At 67.2% G+C, this 24,495-nt stretch carries 20 protein-coding genes; 13 read left to right on the top strand and 7 right to left on the bottom strand.

All coding sequences use genetic code 11. From position 1 onward, the window contains the following. Positions 1-19: 19 nt before the first annotated feature. Together ACGFNJ_RS38610 and ACGFNJ_RS38605 are read right to left on the bottom strand one after the other, a co-directional pair. Positions 20-1,321: an ammonium transporter gene (locus tag ACGFNJ_RS38610; protein WP_393460350.1), complete on the bottom strand. Its 1,302-nt coding sequence runs from the start codon at positions 1,319-1,321 to the stop codon at positions 20-22. A gap of 158 nt (positions 1,322-1,479) precedes the next feature. Further along, the gene (locus tag ACGFNJ_RS38605; protein WP_393460347.1) at positions 1,480-2,304 is read right to left on the bottom strand and encodes a hypothetical protein; all 825 of its coding nucleotides are present in this window, start codon (positions 2,302-2,304) and stop codon (positions 1,480-1,482) included. Between the two features lie 491 nt (positions 2,305-2,795). Between ACGFNJ_RS38605 and ACGFNJ_RS38600 the strand changes: the two genes are divergently transcribed. From ACGFNJ_RS38600 to ACGFNJ_RS38585, 4 genes are all read left to right on the top strand, one after another. Continuing rightward, positions 2,796-5,438, top strand: a complete 2,643-nt coding sequence (locus tag ACGFNJ_RS38600) for a DNA polymerase III subunit gamma and tau (RefSeq protein WP_393460344.1) — start codon at positions 2,796-2,798, stop codon at positions 5,436-5,438. 291 nt (positions 5,439-5,729) lie between these two features. Further along, positions 5,730-6,944 carry an acetyl-CoA C-acetyltransferase gene (locus ACGFNJ_RS38595; protein WP_069165731.1) on the top strand — a complete coding sequence of 405 codons (1,215 nt, stop codon included), beginning with the start codon at positions 5,730-5,732 and terminating at the stop codon, positions 6,942-6,944. A gap of 60 nt (positions 6,945-7,004) precedes the next feature. Beyond that, the gene (locus tag ACGFNJ_RS38590; RefSeq protein ID WP_393460563.1) at positions 7,005-9,140 is read left to right on the top strand and encodes a 3-hydroxyacyl-CoA dehydrogenase NAD-binding domain-containing protein; all 2,136 of its coding nucleotides are present in this window, start codon (positions 7,005-7,007) and stop codon (positions 9,138-9,140) included. 126 nt (positions 9,141-9,266) lie between these two features. Continuing rightward, the gene (locus ACGFNJ_RS38585) at positions 9,267-10,394 is read left to right on the top strand and encodes an esterase-like activity of phytase family protein (RefSeq protein WP_393460340.1); all 1,128 of its coding nucleotides are present in this window, start codon (positions 9,267-9,269) and stop codon (positions 10,392-10,394) included. Positions 10,395-10,473: 79 nt separating this feature from the next. Here the strand turns inward: ACGFNJ_RS38585 and ACGFNJ_RS38580 are convergent, their stop codons facing one another. Next, entirely contained in the window at positions 10,474-10,926 is a 453-nt protein-coding gene (locus tag ACGFNJ_RS38580; protein ID WP_393460337.1) for a MarR family winged helix-turn-helix transcriptional regulator, read from the bottom strand. A 92-nt stretch (positions 10,927-11,018) separates the two neighbouring features. Between ACGFNJ_RS38580 and ACGFNJ_RS38575 the strand changes: the two genes are divergently transcribed. The 4 genes from ACGFNJ_RS38575 (at position 11,019) to ACGFNJ_RS38560 (ending at position 17,227) form a co-directional block, all read left to right on the top strand. After that, positions 11,019-11,474 carry an SgcJ/EcaC family oxidoreductase gene (locus ACGFNJ_RS38575; protein ID WP_393460334.1) on the top strand — a complete coding sequence of 152 codons (456 nt, stop codon included), beginning with the start codon at positions 11,019-11,021 and terminating at the stop codon, positions 11,472-11,474. A 49-nt stretch (positions 11,475-11,523) separates the two neighbouring features. After that, the gene (locus ACGFNJ_RS38570) at positions 11,524-12,174 is read left to right on the top strand and encodes an SgcJ/EcaC family oxidoreductase (RefSeq protein ID WP_393460331.1); all 651 of its coding nucleotides are present in this window, start codon (positions 11,524-11,526) and stop codon (positions 12,172-12,174) included. Between the two features lie 193 nt (positions 12,175-12,367). Next, the gene (locus tag ACGFNJ_RS38565; RefSeq protein ID WP_393460328.1) at positions 12,368-15,922 is read left to right on the top strand and encodes a protein kinase; all 3,555 of its coding nucleotides are present in this window, start codon (positions 12,368-12,370) and stop codon (positions 15,920-15,922) included. Positions 15,923-16,582: 660 nt separating this feature from the next. Further along, on the top strand, positions 16,583-17,227 hold the full coding sequence (locus ACGFNJ_RS38560) for a hypothetical protein (RefSeq protein ID WP_393460325.1): 645 nt from the start codon (positions 16,583-16,585) through the stop codon (positions 17,225-17,227). 1 nt (position 17,228) lies between these two features. Here the strand turns inward: ACGFNJ_RS38560 and ACGFNJ_RS38555 are convergent, their stop codons facing one another. The 3 genes from ACGFNJ_RS38555 to ACGFNJ_RS38545 all read right to left on the bottom strand — a co-directional run bounded on the left by ACGFNJ_RS38555 (position 17,229) and on the right by ACGFNJ_RS38545 (position 18,887). Beyond that, positions 17,229-17,846 (bottom strand): LysE family translocator, encoded by a 618-nt coding sequence (locus ACGFNJ_RS38555; RefSeq protein ID WP_393460322.1) that lies wholly within the window; start codon positions 17,844-17,846, stop codon positions 17,229-17,231. A 70-nt stretch (positions 17,847-17,916) separates the two neighbouring features. Beyond that, entirely contained in the window at positions 17,917-18,525 is a 609-nt protein-coding gene (gene recR, locus ACGFNJ_RS38550; RefSeq protein ID WP_393460319.1) for a recombination mediator RecR, read from the bottom strand. Between the two features lie 20 nt (positions 18,526-18,545). Then, positions 18,546-18,887 carry a YbaB/EbfC family nucleoid-associated protein gene (locus ACGFNJ_RS38545; RefSeq protein ID WP_069165722.1) on the bottom strand — a complete coding sequence of 114 codons (342 nt, stop codon included), beginning with the start codon at positions 18,885-18,887 and terminating at the stop codon, positions 18,546-18,548. Between the two features lie 295 nt (positions 18,888-19,182). On the opposite strand from ACGFNJ_RS38545, the gene ACGFNJ_RS38540 reads away from it, so the two are divergent. Genes ACGFNJ_RS38540 through ACGFNJ_RS38530 form a run of 3 tightly spaced genes read left to right on the top strand, consistent with a single transcriptional unit; the run spans position 19,183 to position 20,941 of the window. After that, a complete protein-coding gene (locus tag ACGFNJ_RS38540) occupies positions 19,183-19,704 on the top strand; it encodes a hypothetical protein (RefSeq protein ID WP_393460316.1) in 522 nt (173 codons plus the stop codon). A gap of 54 nt (positions 19,705-19,758) precedes the next feature. Beyond that, complete coding sequence (locus ACGFNJ_RS38535) at positions 19,759-20,574, top strand: MerR family transcriptional regulator (protein ID WP_393460313.1); 816 nt, start codon at positions 19,759-19,761, stop codon at positions 20,572-20,574. Between the two features lie 16 nt (positions 20,575-20,590). Continuing rightward, on the top strand, positions 20,591-20,941 hold the full coding sequence (locus ACGFNJ_RS38530) for a VOC family protein (protein WP_393460310.1): 351 nt from the start codon (positions 20,591-20,593) through the stop codon (positions 20,939-20,941). Between the two features lie 59 nt (positions 20,942-21,000). On the opposite strand, the gene ACGFNJ_RS38525 is transcribed toward ACGFNJ_RS38530, so the two are convergent. Then, positions 21,001-21,435 (bottom strand): SRPBCC family protein, encoded by a 435-nt coding sequence (locus ACGFNJ_RS38525; RefSeq protein ID WP_069165718.1) that lies wholly within the window; start codon positions 21,433-21,435, stop codon positions 21,001-21,003. A 267-nt stretch (positions 21,436-21,702) separates the two neighbouring features. Between ACGFNJ_RS38525 and ACGFNJ_RS38520 the strand changes: the two genes are divergently transcribed. Together ACGFNJ_RS38520 and ACGFNJ_RS38515 are read left to right on the top strand one after the other, a co-directional pair. After that, positions 21,703-23,157, top strand: a complete 1,455-nt coding sequence (locus ACGFNJ_RS38520; protein ID WP_393460560.1) for an FAD-binding oxidoreductase — start codon at positions 21,703-21,705, stop codon at positions 23,155-23,157. Next, a complete protein-coding gene (locus tag ACGFNJ_RS38515) occupies positions 23,154-24,470 on the top strand; it encodes a class I SAM-dependent methyltransferase (protein WP_393460307.1) in 1,317 nt (438 codons plus the stop codon). Before ACGFNJ_RS38520 ends, ACGFNJ_RS38515 begins: the two co-directional genes overlap by 4 nt. Positions 24,471-24,495 lie beyond the last annotated feature (25 nt).

The following is a 24,495-nucleotide window of genomic DNA, read 5'->3' as shown; positions in this document are numbered from 1 at the left end:
AGAGGGCGTCCTGGCTCGCTCAGTGATCCCGGTCACTGCCGGAGCTGTGCCCGAAGGGGCCATCGCCGAGCCTGCGCGGCGAGTGTCCGTGCACCCCCTCCGCGTATGCGGTCTCGGCGTGCAGCGCGAAGTCGATGCCCGCCGACTCGTCCTCCTTGCTCACCCGGAAGCCGATCACGCGATCGATGAGCTTGCCGAGCGCGAACGTCACCGCGAACGCGTACGCCGCGACGACGAGCACGCCGACCAGCTGCTTGCCGAGCTGCGCGAACCCGCCGCCGAAGAACAGCCCGTCGACGCCGCCGGTCATCACCTGGGTGGCGAGCAGGCCGATCAACACCGTGCCGACGACACCACCGACGAAGTGCACGCCGACCACGTCGAGCGAATCGTCATAGCCCGCCTTGAATTTCCAGCCGACCGCGAACGAACAGACCACGCCCGCGGCCAGCCCGACGAGCAACGCGCCGAGCGTGTTCACCGACCCGCAGGACGGCGTGATCGCGACCAGGCCGGCCACCACACCGGACGCCGCACCGAAGGTGGTGGGCCTGCCGTCGCGGATCTGCTCGACCGCGAGCCAGCCGAGCATGCCGAGGCAGCCCGCCACCAGTGTGTTCAGGAAGACCGCCGCCGCAACACCATTCGCGGACAGCGCGGAACCGGCGTTGAAGCCGAACCAGCCGAACCACAGCAGGCCCGCACCCAACAGCACGAAAGGCAGGTTGTGCGGCCGCATCGCGTCGGTCTTGAAGCCGATGCGCGGGCCGAGCACCAGCGCGAGCGCGAGTGCCGAAGCGCCGGAAGCGATCTCGACGACGAGGCCGCCCGCATAGTCCAGCGCGCCGAAGGAGGCGAGCCAGCCGTCCGGTCCCCACACCCAGTGCGCGATCGGTGCGTACACCGCAAGCGCCCACACCGGAACGAAGATCATCCACGCCGCGAACTTCGCGCGGTCCGCGATGGCGCCGCTGACCAGGGCCGCGGTCAGGATCGCGAAGGTCAGCTGGAAGGTGGCGAACAGCAACTCCGGCACCGCGCCGTGCAGGGTGCTCGGATCGATGTCCGTCATCGCGAGATGGTCGAGGTTGCCGATCAGGCCGCCGCCCGCGTCGTCGCTGAACGCGAGGCTGTAGCCGAACAGCAGCCAGGCGACGGTGACCAGCGGGATCGCGATGAAGTTCATCATCAGCATGTTGAGCACGCCGGTCGAGCGCACCATCCCGCCGTAGAACAGCGCAAGCGCAGGCGTCATCAGCAGCACGAGGGCGGTGCTGATGAGCAGCCAGGCGGTGGCCGCGGGATCGAGGGTTGTGGACACGGTGTCTCCTTCCACGCTGAGTGCGTTGGAAGGAAAATAGCCGACTGTACGCCGTCCGATCGGCGCTGGTCGGTGCGTCGGGCGCGCCTCGGTCCAGCCTCGAGTCATGGGATGACCAGGGCAGACGGTTGTTTTAGCGGCGTCGTGCGGCTACGACGTCAGCCGCGAGCCTTGCGTGCGATGGCGCGCAGACCCCGCTTGCCAGGCACCGGGAGTTCGTCCTGGATCGCGACCCACTCGGCGGTGCACAACCACAGCTCCTGCACGCGGGCATCGGCGGTGTTGTGGAAGACCCGGCGGCCGCGATCGTCGCGCAGGTCCTGCGCGACGGTGGACCAGCGCGGCGCGCGGTCGTGCTCGGTCCGGTAGTCGGCGAGGAAGGTGGCCACGACGGTGCCGATCGTGTTCACCGGACGCAGCGAGACCCGGTTGCCGTATTGGTCGGAGTGGAAACGCCTTCCGGCGCAGAGGGATCCGGCGTTGGCGTTGGAGGCGATCCAGCCTGCCCGCTGCGCGCGCTCGATCAGCCAGAGGTGCTTGACCGCCGACGGCGCGATGTCGCCGATGCGGGTCCGGATCAGCGACATGACCTCGTCGGAGGACAGCACGTCGCGCCGGGTCGGGCCGATGCCGTGCGCGGTCCAGTGTGCGTCGGCCAGTGCCGCCAGCGCGCGGCCGAAGTCGTCGATGCTGCGCTGGGCGCGGCGGCCGAGCCGCTCGATGCGTTCGGCCTCGCGGCGCATCTCGTTCTGCGCGGTGAGGGTGCGGATCGCGGCCATGGTCGGTACCTGGCCGCGTTCGAGGAGCTCGAGGATCGCCGCGGAGGTCGCGGGATCGGCCGCGGCGGCCACTGGGAGGGAGTCGCGCTTGATCGCGAAGTCCTGGGGGCTGATCGCACGGCTCAACAGATCGACAGCGGAGCGGTCGCCGGCGAAGTCGGTGCTGGAAAGCAACGCGGTGGCGATGTCGTCGGGCGACGGCACGATGAGCAGTTCCTCCGATAGATGTGCAACTCGGTTGTGCTGGAACTTTGCGCTGGACCTCGGAGCGCGGCGGTTTCTCGAGCGAATGGGCATTGCCTTCGGTTGTGCCCCGGTCGGGATGAGGGACCGGCCGGGGCAACCAACCTGATGAAGGTTTGGCTACCGAAGTTGCCGATTGCCACGGTAGCCAGCGGATTGCGTACATGTCATCTCTGTTGACGCTTTCGTTATTTCCGTTTATCTGAGGTAAATCGGGGCGAAAGTCCTATTTTCCGATCCACAAAGGGGAATTGGGCGGTAGTTTTCCCGGTTCGACCGGTGCTTGATTGGCGATTGCTCGTGCGTTGCCGCCTCTGCCTCGGGTCGATGGGGGTTAACAAGGGATGAGGAATCTTGTGATCTACGTCACATGGATCGGCTTGGCTCCGGCGCGCCGGGCCCCGCGCGGAGCGGGAATGTTCTTTGTCGGTGTGCGCCGGTAATCTCTGGCCGTGGCTCTGTACCGGAAGTACCGACCGGCAACGTTCGCTGAGGTAGTGGGTCAGGAGCACGTCACCGACCCGCTGAGTACCGCACTCGACACCGGACGGATCAGTCATGCCTACCTGTTCTCCGGACCGCGAGGCTGTGGCAAGACCTCCTCGGCGCGGATCCTCGCGCGGTCGCTGAACTGCGTGGACGGCCCGACCTCGACGCCGTGCGGGGTCTGCCCCTCCTGCGTCGCGCTCGGCCCCGGCGGCACGGGCAACCTCGACGTGACCGAACTCGACGCCGCGAGTCACGGCGGCGTCGACGACACCCGTGAACTGCGCGATCGTGCCTTCTACGCCCCCGCGGAATCCCGATACCGGGTGTTCATCGTCGACGAGGCGCACATGGTCACCACGGCGGGCTTCAACGCGCTGTTGAAGATCGTCGAAGAGCCGCCTGCCCACCTGATCTTCATCTTCGCCACCACCGAGCCGGACAAGGTGCTGCCGACCATCCGCTCGCGCACCCATCACTATCCGTTCCGGCTGCTACCGCCCGCCACCATGCGCGGGCTGCTCGGCAAGATCTGCGAGCAGGAGCAGGTGCCGGTCGACGAGGCGGTGTACCCCTTGGTGATTCGCGCAGGCGGTGGTTCGCCGCGCGACAGCCTCAGCGTGCTCGACCAGTTGCTGGCCGGTGCCGGCCCCGAAGGTGTCACCTACCCGCGGGCGGTCTCGCTGCTCGGCGTCACCGATGTCGCGCTGATCGACGACGCGATCGAGGCGCTGGCCGCCGACGACGGCGCCGCCTTGTTCGGCACCGTCGATCGAGTGATGGAGGCGGGTCACGACCCGCGCCGCTTCGCCGTCGATCTGCTCGAACGGCTGCGCGACCTGATCCTGATGCGCGCGGTCCCCGACGCCGTCGAGCGCGCCCTGGTCTCCGGCCCCGGCGACGTCCTCGACCGGATGCGTGACCAAGCCGAACGCCTCGGCCCCGCCACGCTCACCCGCTACGCCGAACTCCTGCACGAGGCACTCGGCGAGATGCGCGGCGCCACCTCCCCGCGCCTGCTCCTTGAAGTCGTCTGCGCCCGAATGCTGTTGCCCTCGGTCTCCGACGCGGAATCCGCCACCCTCCAGCGCCTCGAACGGCTCGAGCGTGGATTCGCGGGCGGTGCGGTGCAAGCACCAGCCCCATCGGGCGCGGCACCCGCGGCATCGCCCGCCGCAGCGACACCGCGACCGGCGGCCGCGCCACCGGCTGAGCCCAACCGCAGGCGAGGAGCGGAAGCGCTGGCGGCCATCCGCCGCGAGACCGCAGGCCCGACAGCTGCGGCTTCGAACGACGCTGCGGCTCCGCATCCTGCGGCTGATTCGGCGGATACCGCCGGAGCCGGTGCGGCACCGGGCACGCCTGGCCAGGCAGCTGCGCCCGCGGCTGGTCGATCTGCTGCGCCAGGCGGATCGAGCGATCAGCAGGGCGAGTCCGAGCCCGCAGGCTCTCCGAATGCTGCCGCATCGGCGCAGGGAGCTCCGGCGGCCGGGCAAGTTCCGGCAGGTTCCGGCGAGCAGGCGTCGAGTGCCGGCGCCCCGGAACAGGAAGTCGCACAGGCGGTTTCCCCGGACGAGTCGGTTGACCGTCCGGTTGCTGAGCCTGCGCAGGCCTTCGCCTTTTCCCCGCAGCCGACTGTCGCCGCGTCGCCGGACGCGGACGCGTCGCCGGACGCGGCACCTGCTGAGCCTGCTGGAGAAGATCGTGATCCGGCGGCAGCCCCTGTTGCCGCGCAAGCCGACTCGGCTGGGGAGGCATCGCCAGCACCACAGCAACACGCCGCTGCCACACCGGTCCCCGCTGCCGCGCAGCCCGAGCCTGCGGCCGCGCCTGCCGGAGCGAGCACGGACCTGTTGCGTGAGGTCGAGGCGGCCTGGGGTGACATTCGCGCGAAAGTGCGGGAGTTCGGAGCCGCGGTGCAGGCGATGCTGGCCGGTGCTTCGGTGGCGCGGATCGAGGGCGATGTCATCGTCTTCGCGCATCAGCATGCGCCGTTGGCACAGCGGCTCTCGGATCCGCGCAACCTGGAGGCGGTGCGCTCCGCGGTCAGAGCCGTGCTCGGGCGAGACCACGATGTGCGCTGGGAAGCGGGCGGCGCGGCGCAACGACCTGCGGCGGCGCCGCGGGCGGGCGGCCAGGGAAACCGCCAACGGGGGGCGGAGCAGCAGTCGGGGCGTGAATCCGGCAACGCGGGCGGGCGCAGCGCGGATGCGCCTGCGCCGCCGCGGTTCTCCCGGCCGAGTCAGGCCAAGAAGGCCGCCGGGGACGAGGCTCCCGGTGCGGGCAAGGCTCGGGCGGGCGGTGCCGAACCGCGCTCGTTCGGCGGTGACGACGACATTCCCCCGCCCGATTTTCCTGATCTACCGGATGATCCCGGCCCTTTTGATGCGGCGCCGCCCGAGTCGGCGCAGCCAGCGGTCGGCAAAGAGGCGGACAACGGAAGTGGTTGGGCCGCCGACCGGGCGGTGCCGGAGACCACGCCGGAGGACGAGGAGGAGATGATCCGCGCCGCAGCGGTTCCGGTAGCGCCCGAGGATCGTCGCGACCCCGACGAGGTCGCCCTCGAATTGCTGAAGAGTGAGCTCGGGGCCACACGACTGAGTGGTTGACAACCACCGCCGCCACGACGTTAAGTTAACCGGAGTTCGCACACCACGGTAGTATGAACGGGTGGCCGTGAGCTCCGGTACGACGAGGTTCTATGGTATGCCCAGGCGTATGGGCGACTTGGTTCCTGCGTCCGCCGTCGCATGCCGCGTTTTGTACAGCGTCAGGACGGTCGGTCGCATGGCCGGTCGGCGAGGTTACCCGCAGCCGCACCGCAGTGGCGGTGTCGCAGCACAGAGCGCTCGGACGGACGAAGTCCGGCCGCCGCACCTTTAAGGAAGGAACACTCCGATATGACCACAGAGGCCTACATTTACGAGGCCATCCGCACTCCGCGCGGCCGCGGCAAGAAGAACGGCTCGCTGCATTCGGTCAAGCCGATCGACTTGACTGTTGGACTGGTCCAGGAGCTGCGCGGCCGTTTCCCCAACCTCGACGAAGACCGGATCTCGGATCTGATCCTCGGCGTCGTCAGCCCCGTCGGTGACCAGGGCATGGACATCGCCCGCACCGCGGTCACCGTGGCAGGCCTGCCCGACACCGTCGGCGGCTTCCAGCTCAACCGGTTCTGTGCCTCCGGCCTCGAGGCCGTCAACCTGGCCGCGCAGAAGGTGCGCTCCGGCTTCGACGACCTGGTCATCGCCGGTGGCGTCGAGTCCATGTCCCGCGTGGCGATGGGCTCCGACGGCGGCGCGTGGGCACTCGACCCGGCCACCAACTACGACACCTACTTTGTGCCGCAGGGTATTTCGGCCGACCTGATCGCGACCATCGAGGGCTTCAGCCGCGATGACGTCGATGCCTACGCGGTGCGTTCGCAGGAGCTGGCCGCCAAGGCCACCACCGGCGGCTACTTCGCCAAGTCGATCGTTCCGGTCAAGGACCAGAACGGCATCGTCGTGCTGGACAAGGACGAGCACATGCGGCCGGGCACCACGGCCGAGGACCTCGCCAAGCTGAACCCGTCCTTCGCCGTGATCGGTGAGATGGGTGGCTTCGACGCGGTGGCGCTGCAGAAGTACTACTTCGTCGAGAAGATCAACCACGTGCACCACGGCGGCAACAGCTCGGGCATCGTCGACGGCGCCGCGCTGGTGCTCATCGGCACCGAAGAGGCGGGCAAGGCGTCCGGCCTCACCCCGCGTGCGCGCGTCGTCGCGACCGCGACCAGCGGCGCCGACTCCACCATCATGCTCACCGGCCCCACCCCGGCCGCCAAGAAGGCGCTGGCCAAGGCGGGTCTGACCCTCGACGACATCGACCTGGTCGAGATCAACGAGGCGTTCGCCTCCGTGGTGCTGAAGTTCCAGAAGGACCTGAACATCCCGGACGAGAAGCTGAACGTCAACGGTGGCGCGATCGCCATGGGCCACCCGCTCGGCGCCACCGGCGCGATGATCACCGGCACCATGGTCGACGAGCTGGAGCGCCGTAACGGCCGCTACGCGCTGATCACCCTGTGCATCGGCGGCGGCATGGGCGTTGCCACCATCATCGAGCGCGTCTAACCCCAACCGACAGCTGAGAATCAAGGGAGACACAGAGCTGTGACCAGCACCGAAACCAACATGATCGGTTGGGAGCAGGATTCGGACGGCATCGTCACGCTGACGATGGACGACCCGAACCAGGGCGCCAACACGATGAACGAGCTGTACAAGACGTCGATGTCCGCGACCGTCGATCGGCTCGAAGCCGAGAAGGACAGCATCACCGGCGTCGTGCTGACCTCGGCGAAGAAGACCTTCTTCGCGGGCGGCGACCTGAAGAACATGATGAAGGTCGGCCCGGAAGACGGCCAGGCCCTCATGGACGAGCTCGGCACCATCAAGGGTGCGCTGCGTCGGCTGGAGACCCTCGGCAAGCCGGTCGTCTCCGCGATCAACGGTGCCGCCCTCGGCGGCGGCCTGGAGATCACCCTCGCGACCCACTACCGGATCGCGGCCGACGTGCGTGGCCTGAAGATCGGCCTGCCCGAGGTGAAGCTCGGCCTGCTGCCCGCCGGTGGCGGTGTCACCCGCACCGTGCGCATGTTCGGTCTGCAGACCGCGCTGATGCAGGTCCTGTTGCAGGGCAACGAGTACAACGCCACCAAGGCCAAGGAAATCGGTCTGGTCAACGAGGTCGTCGGCTCGATCGAGGAGCTGGTGCCCGCCGCCAAGGCGTGGATCAAGGCCAACCCCGAGGGTGGCGTGCAGCCTTGGGACAAGAAGGGCTACAAGATCCCGGGCGGCACCCCGTCCAGCCCGGCGTTCGCGGCGAACCTGCCCGCGTTCCCTGCCAACCTGCGTAAGCAGCTCAAGGGCACCAACATGCCTGCGCCGCGGGCGATCCTGTCCGCCGCGGTCGAGGGCTCGCAGGTCGACATCGACAACGCGTCGCTGATCGAGTCGCGCTACTTCGTGCACCTGCTGACCGGTCCGGTCGCGAAGAACATGATCCAGGCGTTCTTCTTCGACCTGCAGTCGATCAACAACGGTGGTTCGCGCCCGAAGGATGTCCCGAAGAAGGACATCAAGAAGATCGGCGTGCTCGGCGCGGGCATGATGGGCGCGGGCATCGCGTACGTCTCCGCCAAGGCCGGCTACCAGGTCGTGCTGAAGGACGTCACCATCGAGGCGGCCGAGCGCGGCAAGAACTACTCCGAGAAGATCGAGGCCAAGGCCCTTTCGCGTGGCAAGACCACCGAGGAGAAGTCCAAGGCGCTGCTCGACCTGATCACCCCGTCGGCCGACGCCAAGGACTTCGACGGCGTCGACTTCGTGATCGAGGCGGTCTTCGAGAACACCGAGCTCAAGCACAAGGTGTTCCAGGAGATCGAGGACATCGTCACCCCGGACGCGCTGCTGGGCTCGAACACCTCGACCCTGCCGATCACCGGTCTCGCGGCCGGCGTGAAGCGCCAGGAAGACTTCATCGGCATCCACTTCTTCTCGCCCGTCGACAAGATGCCGCTGGTGGAGATCATCAAGGGCGAGAAGACCTCGCCCGAGGCGCTGGCGCGGGTGTTCGACTACACCCTCGCGATCAGGAAGACCCCGATCGTCGTCAACGACAGCCGTGGCTTCTTCACCTCGCGCGTGATCGGCACCTTCGTCAACGAGGCGATCGCCATGCTCACCGAGGGCATCGAGCCCGCGACCATCGAGCAGGCGGGTCTGCAGGCGGGCTACCCGGCCGCGCCGCTGCAGCTTTCGGATGAGCTGAACCTCAAGCTCATGCAGAAGATCGCCAAGGAGACCGTCGAGGCCGCCGCGCACGGCGACACCACGATGGGCAAGAAGCGCCACCCGGCGCAGGACGTCATCGACTACATGGTCGGCGAGGGTCGTCCGGGTCGCCTGGAGAAGGCGGGCTTCTACGAGTACGACGAAGAGGGCAAGCGCACCGGTCTGTGGCCCGGCCTGCGTGAGCACTTCAAGACGACGGCGGACTTCGGTGTGCCGCTGCAGGATCTGATCGACCGCATGCTGTTCGCGGAGGCGATCGAGACCCAGAAGTGTTTCGACGAGGGCGTGCTGGAGACCACCGCCGACGCCAACATCGGCTCGATCTTCGGCATCGGCTTCCCGGCCTGGACCGGTGGTGTGCACCAGTTCATCGTCGGCTACCCGGGTGGGCAGGCCGCGTTCGTCGAGCGCGCCGACTACCTCGCCAAGACCTACGGCGAGCGCTTCGAGGTTCCGGCTTCGCTGCGTAAGTAAGGCACCAACGGCAAAGCCCGCCATCGCGATTCGCGGTGGCGGGCTTTCGCCGTTTCGGGGCGCGTTGTCCGGCGCGTTGGGGTGTTGTTCACCTGCCGGTACCGCATCGTGGTTAGCGTAGTGCGGGTGCGAGGACGTGGACAGGCCAGACGTGGGCAAACGCTGTTGGTCGCGACCATCGCGGTGGCGCTCGGTGTGACGCCGACGGCGATCGCGGCGCCGGATCAGGGTTCGGCCGCGGCGGGATCCGTGGTGCGGTTGCTCGGCGAGCGGATCGTCCCGAACAACCTGGATTTCCACGGCACCTCGGTCGGCGGCTTGTCCGGGATCGACTTCGATGCGCGCACCGGCGATTACGTGCTGATCAGCGATGATCGCTCGGAGCGCAATCCGGCTCGGTTCTACACCGCGCGCTTCACCGTGGACGAGAAGGGCGTCGGCCCGGTGGAGTTCACCGGAACCCGGCCGTTGCTGACCGCCGCGGGCGCCGCGTACGCGCCGAAGTCGGTTGACCCCGAGGAGATTCGGGTCGATCCGTGGACCGGCGACTACTTCTGGACGCAGGAGGGGGACCGCACCGACACCGTGCTCGCCGATCCCTCGGTGCGGGTCGCTCGCGCGGACGGCGCGTTCGCGGCCGAGCTGCCGATCCCGGACAACGAACGGATGCGGCCGAATTCGGGTCCTCGGCAGAACATGGCCTTGGAGGGGGCGACGTTCGCCGCGGGCGGTGCGCTGTTCGTCACGGCGGTGGAGGGTCCGCTGCTGCAGGACGGTCCGCTCGCCACCACGACGGCGGGTGCTGCCTCGCGAATCACGGTGCAGGCCAGGACCGGTCAGCTGCTGGCGCAGTACGCCTATCCGATGGATCCGGTCTTCGCCGAGTCGAGCCCGCAACCGGGTACCGGCATGAACGGAATCACCTCGGTGCTGGCCGTCGACTCCGTCGATCCGACGAAAATCCTTGTGCTGGAACGGTCCTTCGTTGCCGGGGTCGGCAACAAGATCAAGGTGTACGAGGCCGACCTCGGCGCCGCCACCAACATCCTCGACGCACCGATCGGCACGGCCCGCCCGGCGACCAAACGCCTGCTCGTCGACCTGTCCGACGTCGGCCTGTCCGCCATCGACAATGTCGAGGGCATGACGTGGGGCCCGCGCCTGCCCTCCGGTGAGCGCACGCTGATCCTGGTGAGCGACAACAACTTCGCGGACAACCAGATCACCCAGTTCATCGCCCTCGCGGTGCGCTAGTGCCCCGTCCGGGAACGTCGGCATGATCTTCCGGGACGTGGCACCGGCCCGCGACCATTTTTCGTACCGGGTGCCGTGATCAGTTGGCGCGCAAGTCTTCTGTTGCCTCGCGAAACGCATCGGCCGCGCGGGTGAAGTAGTCGAAAAGCACCTCCCGCTGTTCGGGAGTGTATTCGCTGATGATCTCGCCGATCCGGCGGCGAGCCGGAGCCAGCACCGTGTCCAATTCTGCTGGCGCGCCCACCAATTCGACGAGCACCTTACGACGGTCGCCTGGTACGGCGACGCGCCGCACATACCCCGCGTCTTCCAGGCGATCGATCAGCCGTGTCGTCGGCCCGGTCGTCAGTCCGCTGCGCGTGCCGAGCTCGCCCGGCGTCATCGGCCCGGTCAATTCCAGGATGTTCAGCGCGTACAGGTCGGTCGCGCCGAGGTCGACGGCCCGCGCGCCCGCCTGTCCGTGCAGCATGACCGCGCTCAGATAGCGCTGGTAGACCTCGCTTGCTTGGGAACGCTTGGGGGGTGTTGACACGGGATACCTCCATCTCCTAATCTCTTCCTCAACGAAGAAACTTCTTAGAAGCAGAAGGATCTTCTAAGAAGAAATCTAGCACGGAGGACATCATGCACAGCAACGACACCGCCCGCCAGGAGATCGCGGCCGTCTTCGCCCAGCTCGTCGAGGCATGGGACCGCGGCGACGCCGACGCCTACGGCGCGGTCTTCACCGAAGACGCCACCTACACCGCCTGGTTCGGCGCCCTCTACCAAGGTCGCGCCGACATCGTCGAATCCCATCGCGCCCTGTTCGGCAGCTTCCTGAAGGGCACCAAGATGGCCGACGACGTGGTGGACATCCGCTTCTACGGACCCGACACCGCCGTCCTCAACAGCCGCGGCGACATCTACAAAGGCAAGCCGAAGCCTGGGGAGAAGCTGACCAAGGTGCAGACCTACACCCTCGTCCGTCAGGACGGACGCTGGCTGATCGCCGCCTTCCAGAACACCAAGCGCAACAAGCTCATGGCGGGTTTCACCTTCCGATTCGCCCCGGCCGCACGTCCCGCCGCCGAGCGCTGAACCACCGAACACGCGAAGACATCAAGCACGCGAAGACACGGAGAAACCCATGAACACCACCGACATTCAAGCCGCTGACACCAAGAACGCCCCCAAGACCCGGCGCCGGACGATCACCCGGGTCCTCGCCGCCTCGGCCATCACCCTCGGCGTCGCCGCGGGCGGCGGCTACCTCTGGCTCGACCAGACCTCCGACGTGCACAACCTGGGCACCACCGAGTGCCGGACGGTCATCCCGTCCGGCCCCGCCGCCCCACCGCAATCGGTGCAGGAGGTCTGCGACCTTCTCGACGAACTCACGGCCGCCTGGGGCCGCGGTGACGCGGACGCCTACGGCCGGATCTTCACTGAAAACGCCACGTACACCAGCTATGTCGGCACGCACTACCAGGGCCGCACCGACCTCACCGAGGGCCACCGTGCCCTGTTCAGCGGGTTTCTCAAAGGCACCGAGCTGGCCGACTCCTACCTCGACATCCGGTTCTACGGTCCCGACACCGCCGTGGTGACCAGCCGGGGCGACACTTACAAGGGCGAGCGCAAATCGCCGTCGGAGCTGTCGAAGACACAGACCTACACGCTGGTCCGCACCGACGGTCGCTGGCAAATCGCGGCCTTCCACAACACCAAGCGGCAGAATGTAATGGAGCGGATCTCGTTCCTGTTCGCGCCCGATACGAGGCCGGCGGCCGAGCGCTGACCGGGCGAATTTTCCGGAGGGTAGAGGTGGGAAATCAAGCTGTTTCGAAACTTCTCCCACCGGATGCCGCACCGCGCTACGTTGGAGTATGCGCAGACATATCGGACATCGCGGGGGTAACCGGGGTGTCCGGAGGTCGGCGCACCTGTTGGTCGCCGGTGACGCCGATTCGATGTGAGTTCGAGGTGGTCACATGAATCCACGGACGCGTTCGGGAAAGGTCAGCCCGGACACGACCTCGGCCGACTCGGACACCCAGCGCCACGGACCCATCGGAATCGCCGACGAACTGGAGGCGATGGGCCTCTCGGAGGCGAAGGAGATCGGCCGAGGCGGCTTCGGGGTGGTCTATCGCTGCATTCAGCGGGCAATCCAGCGGGTCGTCGCGGTGAAGGTGCTCTCCTCGGAAATCGAATTGGAAAGCCGCGAACGATTTCTGCGCGAAGAGCAGGCGATGGGCAGGCTGTCCGGCCACCCGAACATCGTCGACATTCTGCAGGTCGATGTGACCGCGACCGGACTGCCGTTCATCGTGATGCCGTACTGCACCCGCGGCTCGCTGGAGCAGGTCATCCGCGACCAAGGCCCGCTGACCTGGGCAGACTCGCTGCGGGCCGGGGTGAAGCTGGCGGGCGCGATCGAGAGCGCGCATCGGGCCCAGATCCTGCACCGGGACGTGAAGCCTGCCAATATCCTGCTCAGCGGCTACGGCGAGCCACAGCTCACCGACTTCGGCATCGCCAGGATTCCCGGCGGCTTCCAGACCTCGAGCAGCCTGATCACCGGCTCGCCCGCCTTCACCGCCCCCGAGGTCCTCAAGGGCGACGAGCCGACCGTCCGCTCTGATGTGTACGGCCTCGGCGCGACGCTGTTCGCCCTGCTCACCGGGCATGCCGCGTTCGAGAGGCAGGCGGGGGAGAAGGTGGTCGCGCAGTTCCTGCGGATCACCACCCAGCCGGTGCCCGATCTGCGCGAGCACGACATCCCGCCCGACGTGGCCGACGCGATCCAGCGGGCCATGTCCCCCGACCCCGACGACCGGCCGCCGACGGCCTACGACTTCGGCCAGCTGCTGCGTTCGGTACAGCGCGACAACGAGCAGATGCCCGACGAGATGGCGCTGCTGGAAACCGTGGCCGCCCCGGAGCCGATCGAGCACTCCGACGATTCCTCGACCGACACCAAGTCCAAGCCCGCGGTGACGGCCAGGCGCAGCTGGCCGCTGACGTTGCGGCCCGCCGTGTCCCAGCACACCGGGGCCACCGGCTCGGCCGCCACCTTGCCGCCGACCGCGGCAACCAAATTCCGTCCGCCCACCCCGGCCCGCGAGCCGATGGCGCGTCCCCGGCTGCTGGACATGCTGCGCGCAGGCGGTCGCCGCAGACTCGCGGTGATCCACGCGCCCGCCGGTTTCGGCAAGAGCACGGTGGCCGCGCAGTGGCGGACCGACCTGACCGAGCGCGGCATCCCGGTGGCCTGGATCAGCGTCGATCACGATGACGACAACGAGATCTGGTTCCTCGCCCATCTCATCCAGGCGATCCGTCGGGTCCGGCCGGACGTCGGCGCAGGCCTGGATCAGGTGCTCGAGGAAAGGCCCGCCGACGCGGCGACTTTCGTGATCTCGACGCTGATCGACGAGATTCATTCCGGCGGCAGCCCGCTCGTCGTCGTGGTCGACGACTGGCATCGGGTCACCGACGCGGGCGCGCACCGCGCGATGGATGCCTTGCTGCACAACGGATGTCACCATCTGCGGTTCGTGGTGACCAGCCGGGAGCAGTCCGGCCTGCCGACCGGCCGGATGCGGGTGCACGACGAGCTGGTCGAGATCTGCTCGGCGGACCTGCGCCTGACCGTCGAGGAGATCAGCGAGGTCCTGGTGCAGCGGCACGGATTTCCGGTCACCGAGGCTCAGGTCGCCGAGATCCACGCGGCCACCGACGGCTGGCCCGCCGCGATCCAGCTGGTCAGCCTGTCGCTGCGGGGCAACGCCGACCCGGCCCAGCTGATCGCCAATCTGTCCCAGGGCAACCACGGCCTGCGTGAGTACCTCGCCGAAAACGTGCTGGACACACTGGAACCCAAGATGCTCGAGTTCCTGATGTCGATCTCGGTGACCGAGCGGGTGAGCGCATCGCTGGCCTACGCATTGTCGGAAGACGAGGACGCGGGTCCGCTGCTGGAGCAGGCCGAGCAGCGCGAGCTGTTCCTGCGCCGGATCGAGCATGATCCGGAGTGGTTCCGGATGCAGCCGCTGTTCGCCGAACATCTGCGGGCCCGGCTCGACCGCGAGCATCCCGGCCGCTTGAAGGCGCTGCACCGCAAGGCATCCCGCTGGTATGCCGAGCATCAGCTGCTGCGCAAGTCCGTCGATCACGCGCTCGCGGCCACGGACCTGAAGATGGCACTCGACCTGCTCGAGGGCGGGGGCATGGACCTCATCGACCGGTCCCGGCTGGCGACCCTGCTCGGCACCGTCTCGAAACTGCCGATGCAGCAGGTGGCTTCGCGATCCAAGCTGTTGATGGCGGTGGCGCGGGCCAACGTGAACCTGCAGCAGTCCGGCGCGGCCCGCTCCGCACTCGGTCGCCTGTCGAACCTGCTCGCGCGTGGCGCAGGCACCGAAGAGGACGTCGACCAGCAGCGGTGCCAGGCCGCCGTGCTCGGTGCCGCCGACCAGATCGCCCGCGATCACACCGACGGTGTGCTCGAACGGATCGCGGACTGCATGAAGAACCCCGAGGAGCTCCCCGCCTGGACCGTGTCGACCGCCGCGAACCTGACCTCCTTCGTCCGGCTGTGCGAGTTCGACTTCGACGGCGCCCGCGAGATCCAGGACTGGGCCACGGAATACCATGCCAGGTCCAAGGATCCGCTCGGTGCGGTCTTCGGGCTGTGCGGGCGCGGCGCCGCAGCCTACGAGCAGCTCGATATCCCCACCGCGACAGAGTGTTTCCAGGAGGCGTGGGAAGTCGCCAAGTCGCGGTCCGGTCCGCGCTCGCATGCGGTCCGGGTGTCCGCCGCGCTGCTCGGTGAATTGAACTACCGCCGAGGCGATCTGGACGCCGCAGACCAACTGCTCGACGAAAGCCACCAGCTCGTCGCCCGGGTCGGTCCGCCGGATTTCCTGATCGCGACGTTCGTCATCGGCGCCCGCGTCAAAGCGGTGCGCGGCGACTTGTTCACCGCCGCAGCGCGACTCGACGAAGGCGCCCGTATCGCCGCCGACAACCGTCTGCACCGGCTCGCGGCCCACATCCGCGCCGAGCGGCTCCGCCTCGGCCTTCCGCTCGACCCTGCGGACGTCATCCCCGAGGCCGCCGAACCCGCCGCGCCACTGAAACGGATCACCGGCGCAGCCGTGCTCGCCGCGGAAGCGGAAGAAATCGCAGGCATTCGCGCCTTGCTCGCCGAAGGTCGGCTCGGCGCCGACGATCGCGCCGTCCGCAGAGCCCGTGCGTTACACGGACGCATGCTCGAAAAGCGCCGCCCCCGTGCCAAACTCGACGCTGCCCTGCTCCTCGCCGAATGCCTGGCCGCCTCCGGCTGGGTCGGCGAGGCCACCGGCCTGCTCCTCCCCGCTGCCGCCACCTGCGCCGACCTGGGCTGGACCCGCCCACTCCTCGACGCAGGCCCCGGCGTCGTCTCCATCCTCCGCGTCCTGCACGCCGAAATGCCCACCGCTGCAGCCCACACCGGCGACATCGAACTCCCCGCCCTCTTCCTGGACGAACTCCTCGGCTGACATGCGTGCACCCGAACGGGCAGATTGCCACCTTCACCTTTGACTTCAAGCGTGGCAAGTAACTCCAGATCACGGACTTGCTGTGCGACCCAGCCAAGGTCGACACAACTCTCCCCGATCTCGTGCGCCCGTACCTGCTGGCGGAGCTCGACACGCTCAATCGACCGTCCACCCACGCGTCCCGCTTTCCGCGCTGCGTTCGATCTTTCGTGACGGCGAATGCTCTGCCTGACCAGTTGTCCGACGATCGGGCGGCCGAACATGTCGGTATCGACTGTCCGAAGGTGAAAATGTCTAAGGCCGAAGGGTTTTGAGGTATCTCGAGATGCGGGAACTAGATCGTTGTGCGACACACGGTGGTGAGGTCCCACTGTGGGGTTGGTGGGAGTGCTAGACAGGAGGGGAACGAACCGATCTCATCGGGAGGTTCTTATGCGTGCGCTGGATTGTGCTTCCTGCGAATCCGCTGTCGATCACTGCCACGGCACCCTCGTTGTGCATGCGGGCAGGGTGACCGAATGCACCGACGGGGATTGTGTCGATGTCGACTATGTGCGGCATACGTTTGTGGTCGAGTGTGGGGACGTCGCGGGCGGGTGTGGGTGTGCCGAGCCCGACGTGGCCCGCCGCCGCGCCTGACCAGCCCCGTACCCTATCCGGGTGAGCTATGACCACATCTTGCTGCCGTCCGGTGTCGCGTCATCGATCACCGAGGTCGACGCCTATTTGAGTACCCAGATGGGATTGCCCCAGGAGGGAGTGGTCGCGCAGATCGCGGCGGAGCTGAACAAACACAACGACGCCCTGCCCGAGGCGGACAGTTTCCTCAGCGTCGCGCCGCTGGGTGGCGCCCCGACCGGCGCGGTGCTCGAGGTGCCCTGCCCGTACGACGCGATCGGGTTCGTCAGGCAGCTGGTCTTCTCGATCGCAACACCGCTCGGCTACGCGGTCTACGACCCGCAGTTGACCTGGTTGATCGATCCGGCCGGGCATGTGCCTGCCACAGTCACCCACGGCGGCGCAGGCGAATTCCCGTACCTGACGAAAACCCTTGCCGATCAGTGGGTTTCCGAACTGTCCCCGCCGAATCCCTACCTGGTGGTGGAACGGGACGAGCAGGTCTACATGCAGACCTACCGGGAGCGGACCGGCGCGTTCACCCTCGAGTACCGAGATGGCTCCCCGGACAAGCACTTCGGCACCACGGTGCTGGACGCGCCCACGGTGTCCGCGCTCATCTGGGATTGGGCCACCGACGACCGCACCAGGATGCAGACGCTGCCCTGGTCTCGCGTGGAACTCTGACTCACTGGTTCTGCACCGCGAGCCGCCCGGCCAACGCGATGAAGGAGACGCCGAACACCCGGCGCATCCAGGTCACCACCGCGGGCCGGGAGATGACGTGGTTGCGGACGGCGGCCGCGCACACCCCGTAGACGGCGAACACCGCGAACGTGGCGAGCATGAAGATCCCGCTGAGTTCGAGCATGCGCGCCAACGCGTTCGGCGATCCGTTGGGCACGAACTGCGGGAGGAAGGCGAAGAAGAAGATGGTCAGCTTGGGGTTGAGCACGTTGAGCAGCACCGCGGAGGTGATCACCTTGCGGGCCGACTGCGCCTGCCCCGCAGTGTCTTCGGGCACGGCGAGCACGCCTTTGTCGCGAAATGTGCTCCACGCCATGTAGATCAGATAGGCGACGCCGAGATACTTCAAGGTCTGGAAGGCCACCGCGCTCGTGTTGAGCAGTGCGGCAAGGCCGGTGATCGCCGCGACCATGTGCGGGACGACGCCGAGCGTGCAGCCGAACGCCGCGATCACGCTGGCCTTCGTGCCACGCGACAGGCCGGCCGCCAGGGTGTACAGCGCGCCGGTGCCGGGGGTGGCGACGATGACGAGCGTGGTCAGCATGAATTCGATGCTCATCTCCCGCACAGTAACCCGTGCCTGAGATATCGCAAGCCCCGTGGATTCGGGGCGCTGCCCGGACGAGGCGCTAGAGCGCGCGCCGTCCCGACAGCGCGCGGCCGAGCGTCAGTTCGTCCGCGAATTCCAGGTCGCCACCCATCGGCAGCCCGGACGCCAGCCTGGTCACGCTCAGGCCGGGGAAGTCGCGCAGCATCCGCACCAGGTAGGTGGCGGTCGCCTCGCCTTCGGTGTTCGGGTCGGTCGCGATGATCACCTCGGTGACGTCGATGCCGTCCTGCTGATTGCCGATGCGCGCCAGCAACTCTCGGATCCGCAACTGGTCCGGCCCGATCCCGCTGAGCGGATCGAGCGCACCGCCGAGCACGTGGTAGCGACCACGGAACTCACGGGTGCGCTCGATCGCCTGCACGTCTTTGGGCTCTTCGACCACGCAGATCATGGTGCGGTCGCGGCGCGGGTCGGCGCAGATGCGGCACAGTTCGCCGTCGGAAACGGTGCCGCAGGACACGCAGAACTGCACGCCGTCGCGCACCTTCTGCAGGGCCGCCTGTAGCCGGTCGATCTCCGGCGGCTCCACCTGGAGCAGGTGAAAGGCGATGCGCTGTGCGCTTTTCGGACCGACGCCGGGCAGCTTGCCCAACTCGTCGATCAGATCCTGAACCGGACCCTCGTACAACGGCTATGTCCTCGTAACTATCAGAAGTCCGGCAGCCCGGGCAGCGAGCCGCCGCCGAGCCCACCCGAGAGCGGTCCGAGCCGATCGGCCGCGAGCTGCTGCGCCGAGGCCATCGCGTCGTTGATCGCGCCGATCACCAAGTCCTGCAGCGTGTCAACGTCTTCCGGATCGACTGCCTTCGGATCGATGGTCAGCGCGACGACCTCACCACTCGCCTTGATGGTGACCTTGACCAGCCCACCGCCTGCCTGGCCTTCCACCTCGGCCGCGGCGATCTCGGCCTGGGCTTCCATCACCGCCTGCTGCATCTGCTGTGCCTGGGCGAGTAATTGCTGCATGTCGAACTGACCACCGGGTTGCACGGCATGTTCCTCTCTGGGGAAAGTGTTCGTCGCCAGCCTAGTCCTTCGGTCGAGCGTGACCGGGAGCCGCCACGATCGGCCTGGGACCGGCTGCTCCGCCCGCAACCCTTCCGACCGTTCGTTATGCGCTTGTTGCATGACTGGTAACAGGTTGAGTACGTCCGGTTTCAGCGCCGCGAGATCGCCCTACCATCGGAGAGAGGTCGGGAGACCGGTGCGGCAGTTCTGGAGTACAGCAATGGCAATCCGAGCACGTTTCCTGAGCATATTGGTGCTATCGCTAGGGGTCCCATGCTTGATCCTCGGCGTCACCGGCCCTTCGGCGCTCGCGGATGCCGGCGTCACCGCTGCGGCCGCGGACTACGGCGGCGGCTGCGTCCTCTACCCCGACAACCGGGCCGCCACGATCGACGCGCTGCGCTTCCGATGTTCGGCGGCACAGCAGGACGCGGTGTTCCACGACGCCGAACGCGGCGCGGCGCCGATGGGTGTGAAGGACGGCTGGGTGACCAGACCACCGAACATCCAGGGGATCTCCGCCGGGCTGTGGATCGGCAAGATCTTCTACACCGGGCCGGACGGCGGCCTGCTGACGAATCGCGTCACCGCGGCGGGATACGAGGCATTCCCCGCGTACGTGTACAGCGCACCCGCCAAGCTGGACGGCGCACCGACCTGGGCACTGGACTACGCGCCGTCGCCGGTGCCGCAGATCTACGACGAGATCAGAGAGATCACCCCCGGCGTGTGGTTCGGCTACTCGTGGTGGCGTGGCGCCTTCCAGGACGTCATCCTGCTGACCTTCGTGCTGACCTGAGCTTCTGCGCGAAAAGTTGACTCTCCCCCCGCTGGAGGGTGTTCGCTGAGTGACATGACAGCGACCGTCTCCATCGGGGAGTTCGCCAGGCTGACGTATCTCACCGTCAAGACGCTGCGGTACTACCACGACATCGAACTGCTCGAACCCGTCGCGATCGACACCGGCTCCGGCTACCGGCGCTACTCGACCGACCAAGTGGCCCAGGCACATCTGATCCGGCGCCTGCGCCAGCTCGACATGCCGCTGCCCGAGATCAAGGCCGTGCTCGCCGCCCCGGACACCGATTCCCGCGATGCCGCCTTGCGCGCGCACCTGGCCCGTATGGAGGCCGAATTGGTGCGCACCCGTGCGGTGGTGGCGTCGCTGCGCTCGCTGCTGACGCCCGCCGCGCCGATCACCGTCGAGTACCGCTCGATGCTCGCCTTCCCCGCGCTGGCGGTCACCGAGACGGTCACCAGGGCCGACATCGGGCCGTGGTGCGAGGCCTCGTACCCGCTGTTGCACCAGACACTGATCGCGGCGGGCATCGAGCCCGACGGCGTCGCGGGCGCCACTTATTCGATGGACTTCTTCGAGAACGATGTCGGCGAAGTGGTTGCCTACGTTCCGGTCCCGGCGGCCGCGCGGATCGAACCGTTCGACCAGGTCTCGATCATCGAGCTGCCCGCGGGCCGTTTCGCGACCACGATGCACCTGGGCCCGCTCGACGATTTCGATCGCACCTACGGCGCATTGGGCAGCCATGTCGCCGAACACGGTGGCGCGCTTGCCGAACCGGTGCGCGAGCGCTATCTCGTCAGTCCCGGCGACAACGACGATCCCGAGACCTACCGCACCGAAGTCTGCTGGCCGATCGGCCAGCTCTGAGAATGAGGAGAACCCCATGACTCTGTCCATCGCCCATGTCACCGTCGACTGCCATGACGCCGCCGCACTGGCCGGATTCTGGTCCGCGCTCCTGGAGGTGCCGGTCGACGCGGAGGCCAGCGAGTATTTCGCCACCGTCGGGCGCGCGGCCGAGGCCACCCCGGTGCTGATGTTCATTCAGGTGCCGGACAAGACGCCGGGTAAGAACGTGATCCATCTCGACCTGGCCGCCGACGACTGGCAGGAGCAGATCGATCGCGCGGTCAGCTTGGGCGCCAAGCACGTCGGAGATTTCGACGAGTACGGCGCGAAGTGGGCAACGCTGGCCGATCCGGAGGGGAATCTGTTCGATATCGGCGCGAAATAGACACTGGCGCAAACAAGTAGAGCCCGGCACATAATGCCGGGCTCTACTTTGGCTGTGGGTCAGGCGAGTTCGCGCTGCAGATTACCGAGCACCTCGGCCTGGATCTTCTTCAGCCCGAGCGGCGCGAAGATGCCCTCGAAGATGCCCGCGACGCCGCCCGCGCCCTTCCACGTGGTGCGCAGAGTGACCTGTGCGCCTGCGCCGTCCGGGGTGACGGACCAGGTGTTCACCAGGGTGGAATTCGAATCCCGCTCGGTGACAATCGAATCGGACACCGTCACGACCGCGTGCACGTTGCGCGACCGCTTCTCGGTGGCCTGCAGCGTCCATTCAGCCACGGTGCCCGCGCCTTTGCCGCCTTCGACGACCTTGTAGTCGCGGTAGTGCGACGACAGAATGCGCGGCCGCACCGCCTCGTAGTCCGCGATGGCCTCGAGGGTGCGCTGCGGATCCGCCGCAACGGCGATCGAACTACTGGCGCTGACCTGTCCCACAATGAACTCCTTGTCCGGGTACGGTGTGTGGCCTCGAGCATTCGCTCTCGCGAGCACTCCTTGTGGCCTCGAGCCGTCGCAGTTTCGACTCGACCGGTGTTCATCCTGCCCTGTGGCCGCCCCCAGGCCCATACTGGTGGAAACGTGTGGCGAACTTCTCTGACGGCGCCGGTATTCCACTTCGCAACATATGCGTGACATTTCTCCCCACACGGTGCCCTCACGGTGGTCTCACACTGGGGTGCGTACTAGCGTCGAGGGGTGGCAGTGAGTCTGTTGGGGAAGGCCGGACACGCATCGGTCGCACACGAATCCGGATTTCCCGCGCATCGGGCCGGAGTGGAACGCCTCTTGGCGAGTTATCGCGCCATTCCCGGAGACGCCACGGTGCGGCTGGCGAAGAAGACCTCCAATCTGTTCCGGGCGCGGGCCAAGAATCCCGCCCCTGGCCTCGACGTGTCGGGGCTGGCCGAAGTGATCGCGGTGGACCCGGTGGCCAAGACCGCCGACGTGGCCGGGATGACCACCTACGAAGACCTCGTCGCCGCCACGCTGCCGTACGGGCTTGCGCCGCTGGTGGTGCCGCAGCTCAAGACGATCACGCTCGGCGGCGCGGTCACCGGACTCGGCATCGAATCGACCTCGTTCCGCAGCGGTCTGCCGCACGAATCGGTGCTGGAGATGGACATCCTGACCGGGGCGGGCGAGATCATCACCGCGACGCCGGACAACGAGCACGCCGACCTGTTCCGCGGTTTCCCGAATTCCTACGGGACCCTGGGCTATTCGGTGCGGTTGAAGATCGAGCTGGAGACGGTGCAGCCGTACGTCGCACTGCGGCATGTGCGCTTCCACGACCTGCGCGAGCTGGAGCGGACGCTCGCCACCATCGTCACCGAGCGGTCCTACGACGGTGAGCAGGTGGACTACCTCGACGGTGTGGTGTTCACCGCCGACGAGAGCTACCTGACCCTCGGACGGCAGACCGACGAGCCTGGCCCGGTCAGCGACTACACCGGCATGGACATCTTCTACCGGTCCATCCAGCACGATGCGGCGCAGCCCAAGCGCGATCGGCTGACCATCCTCGACTACCTGTGGCGCTGGGACACCGACTGGTTCTGGTGCTCGCGCGCCTTCGGCACCCAGAACCCGAAGATCCGCCGGTTCTGGCCGAAACGCTACCGGCGCAGCAGCTTCTACTGGAAACTGATCGCGCTCGACCACAAGTACGACATCGCCGACAAGCTGGAGGCCCGCAAGGGCAACCCGCCGCGGGAGCGGGTCGTGCAGGACATCGAGGTTCCGGTGGAACGCACCGCCGACTTCGTCGAATGGTTCCTGCGTGAGATCCCGATCGAGCCGCTCTGGCTGTGCCCGCTGCGGCTGCGCGAGACCGGCGCGCCCGCGGCTGCATCGGCTGCATCGGCTGAGCGCACCTGGCCGCTGTACCCGCTCGAGCCCCACCGCACGTACGTCAACGTCGGTTTCTGGTCGGCCGTCCCCACGACGCCAGGGCAGCAGGAAGGAGCGGCCAACCGTGCGATCGAACGCACCGTGACCGACTTCGACGGGCATAAGTCGCTGTACTCGGATTCCTATTACGACAAAGATGAGTTCGCGGCGCTGTACGGCGGCAATACCTACATCGAACTGAAGAAACGCTACGACCCAGACCAGCGGCTGCTGGATTTGTATTCGAAGGCGGTGCAACGCAAATGACGACATTCAAGGACCGTTCCGATGTCTTAGCTGACCTCGGGACCAAACTCAGCATTGCCGAGATCTTCGAGACCCTCGTCGATGGTGAGGTGCCGATCCGGCTGACCGCCTACGACGGCAGCTCGACGGGGCCCGAGGACTCGAAGTACGCGCTGGACATCAAGACGCCACGCGGCATCAACTACCTGGCGACCGCACCCGGCGACCTCGGTATGGCCAGGGCGTACATCGCAGGCGACATGACCGCCACCGGCGTCCACCCCGGCGACCCGTACGACATCTTGAAGGCGATGGAGAGCCTGAAGTTCCGTCGCCCGTCCGCGTTGGCGCTGGTCACCATCGCGCGTTCGCTCGGATGGGAGCGGCTCAAGCCGATCGCGCCGCCGCCGCAGGAGACGCTGCCGCGGTGGCGCCGGATCGCGCTGGAAGGCCTGCGGCACTCCAAGACTCGCGACGCCGAGGCGATCCACCACCACTACGACGTCTCGAACACCTTCTACGAGTACGTGCTCGGGCCGTCGATGACCTACACCTGTGCGTGTTACGGCGACGAGGACTGGACGCTGGAACAGGCGCAGGAGAACAAGTACCGGCTGGTCTTCGAGAAGCTGCGGCTGAAGGAAGGCGACCGGCTGCTCGACATCGGCTGTGGTTGGGGCGGCATGGTCCGCTACGCGGCCAAGCGCGGCGTCAAGGTGATCGGTGCGACGCTGTCGGCCGAGCAGGCGGAGTGGGCGCAGCAGAAGATCGCCGAGCAAGGACTGTCCGAGCTCGCCGAGGTCAGGCACTCCGATTACCGGGATATCCCGGAGACCGATTTCGATGCGGTGTCCTCGATCGGGTTGACCGAGCACATCGGTGTGCACAACTACCCGTTCTACTTCGAGTACATCCAGAGCAAGCTGCGCGACGGCGGCCTGTTCCTGAACCACTGCATCACCAGGCCCGACAACACCAGGACCACCAAGGCCGGTGACTTCATCGACCGCTACGTGTTCCCGGACGGCGAGCTGATCGGTTCCGGCCGGATCATCTCCGAGATCCAGAACGTCGGACTCGAAGTGCTGCACGAAGAAAACCTGCGCGAGCACTACGCCCTCACCCTGCACGAGTGGTGCAAGAACCTGGTGGAGAACTGGGACGCCTGCGTCGCCGAGGTCGGCGAGGGCACCGCGAAGGTGTGGGGCCTCTACATGGCAGGTTGCCGACTCGGCTTCCAGCGCAACGTCGTTCAGCTCCACCAGGTGCTCGGCGTCAAACTGCCGTCCGACGGCACCTGGACCGTCCCCCTGCGCCCATGGTGGCAGCCCTAACAAATATCGCCGTTCCCCACCGAGC

The sequence above is a fragment of the Nocardia sp. NPDC049149 genome, assembly GCF_043197455.1.
Taxonomy (GTDB): Bacteria; Actinomycetota; Actinomycetes; order Mycobacteriales; family Mycobacteriaceae; genus Nocardia.
This window is presented reverse-complemented; position numbering and strand designations above follow the sequence as displayed.

Excerpts from the sequence above, each read along its gene's own strand:
- ACGFNJ_RS38595 (WP_069165731.1), top strand. The coding sequence starts at position 5,730 with ATGACCACAGAGGCCTACATTTACGAGGCCATCCGCACTCCGCGCGGC.
- ACGFNJ_RS38590 (WP_393460563.1), top strand. The coding sequence starts at position 7,005 with ATGATCGGTTGGGAGCAGGATTCGGACGGCATCGTCACGCTGACGATG.
- ACGFNJ_RS38575 (WP_393460334.1), top strand. The coding sequence starts at position 11,019 with ATGCACAGCAACGACACCGCCCGCCAGGAGATCGCGGCCGTCTTCGCC.
- ACGFNJ_RS38570 (WP_393460331.1), top strand. The coding sequence starts at position 11,524 with ATGAACACCACCGACATTCAAGCCGCTGACACCAAGAACGCCCCCAAG.
- ACGFNJ_RS38565 (WP_393460328.1), top strand. The coding sequence starts at position 12,368 with ATGAATCCACGGACGCGTTCGGGAAAGGTCAGCCCGGACACGACCTCG.
- ACGFNJ_RS38555 (WP_393460322.1), bottom strand. The coding sequence starts at position 17,846 with ATGAGCATCGAATTCATGCTGACCACGCTCGTCATCGTCGCCACCCCC.
- ACGFNJ_RS38535 (WP_393460313.1), top strand. The coding sequence starts at position 19,759 with ATGACAGCGACCGTCTCCATCGGGGAGTTCGCCAGGCTGACGTATCTC.
- ACGFNJ_RS38530 (WP_393460310.1), top strand. The coding sequence starts at position 20,591 with ATGACTCTGTCCATCGCCCATGTCACCGTCGACTGCCATGACGCCGCC.
- ACGFNJ_RS38515 (WP_393460307.1), top strand. The coding sequence starts at position 23,154 with ATGACGACATTCAAGGACCGTTCCGATGTCTTAGCTGACCTCGGGACC.